The organism is Cytobacillus sp. GQ23, assembly GCF_059758675.1.
The window spans coordinates 1-1,672 of the sequence record NZ_JCAXER010000069.1; the positions used below are offsets into that span (position 1 = coordinate 1).

General features: G+C 39.4%; 1 protein-coding gene. It reads right to left on the bottom strand.

The window, feature by feature from the left end; genetic code table 11:
* Positions 1-212 precede the first annotated feature (212 nt).
* A complete protein-coding gene (locus tag AC6CHU_RS25850) occupies positions 213-1,430 on the bottom strand; it encodes an IS110 family RNA-guided transposase (protein WP_159871966.1) in 1,218 nt (405 codons plus the stop codon).
* Positions 1,431-1,672: the final 242 nt, after the last annotated feature.

Consider the following 1,672-nt stretch of genomic DNA (forward strand, 5'->3'; position numbering starts at 1 on the left):
TCAGACTGTCGACAAACTCAATGAAAATTGAGCTTGTCTGCAGTCTTTCTTACGATTAGTCAAGCACCTTTAAACCGTTAATTTATTTTCTGTATAAATGAATCCCCTTCAACGTTGTGTTTGAAGAGGGGCCAGATTTATAGGTATACCTAATAGGCCTAGTGATTTCGCGTTTTTTAACTAGACCTGCCTTTGTGGTATTATGTACTAAACTATGATTGGGTGGCTAACCGGAAGTCATAGTTCATATTGTGTGTAATAAGGTGGAAGATAATCTTCAAAAGCTTATTCACACAGGCAATGGATGCAACCTTATGGCACTTGTTATAGGGTTGCGTTTTTAATTTATCGTAATAATCAACAATATGGTTTTGACTGAAACGGCGTAGTTTAATCATGTTCTGGATAATGATAAAAAGGAGCTTACGTAAATGCTTATTGCCACGTTTATTAATCTTGTCCTTGTAAAAGGTCTTACCTGATTGGTAACGGCGAATATCAATACCAGCGTATGCGTTTAGCTGCTTATTGTTTTCAAAACGTCTAATATCCCCTATTTCTGCCATTAGACGTACTGCGGTGTTTGAGCCAATCCCCGGGAAACTGAGGAGAATATGGTATTCAGCCCGGCTTTCTGCTAGTTGCGCCATGTCCTCGATACACCTTTCTTTCATGGATAGGAGTTCCTGGTAACGCCTAGCGTAAGATATCAGCTGGCTACACAGGACATCGGTTGACGAAACGGCAGGAAATGATAAATGCGCTGCTTCAAGCAATTGAGTAGCTTTTTTTTCAGCCCTTGCGGTAGAAATATTCTTATCAGTGTTTGTCCGGATTTTGTTCTTTATAACCGTTTTTGAATGTTGGAGCACCAAGTCTGGATGTGGGTACAATTGAACAATATTGAGGAATAGCTCTGATTTGGTTGTAAAGATTTTTTCCAGTTCCGGAAAGGTTAGCTGAATAACTTTATGCATGCGGTTGCGTGTTACGGATAACTCGTCATCAAGTTCACTGTAAAATCGGGATAGCGACTTCAATTGGAGAAAAAGATCTTCTGTGCCATTTCGATTAGTCCTTTGCGTTGAAAAGTGGGTAAGGGCAAGTTGGTGGGCATCACTCTTATCCGTTTTGTGGATCCTCAAGGAGTCGCACTGGAGCTTAGCTTCCAGGGGATTCAAGGAACAATAGGAAAAACCATTTACATTCATAAACCGCTCCAATTGCCTGGAATAGACCCCAGTTGATTCAAATACAATATGTGGCTGTTCACCATAACCTTCTGTTAATCTGTCGATCCTCTTCTTTAAGTTTTCAAATTCAGGCCGTGAATGCTTGATTTCTCCTTCATAAATACACTTTTTTAGTGTGTTGTAAATTACCATGTAGCTTTTGCCCATACTTACATCAAATGCGATGACATGTTTCACGTTATTTCCCCCAAAAAAGTTTTGAAGTTCCCTCACTTACTCTTATCGACTCCCATTTCTTATACACGATCTCAAGGATCCAACATACTTAAACCTGATTCGAATAAGGTAAGTGAAGAAGGTCAGTTTTTTGTACGGATTCTAAGATCCTAAGACTGCAACGACCTATTCTTCACTTCTACTATATAAAAAAATAGTAGTGCCAACCAATGCCTTGGTCAGCACTACTAATCTTAGTATGT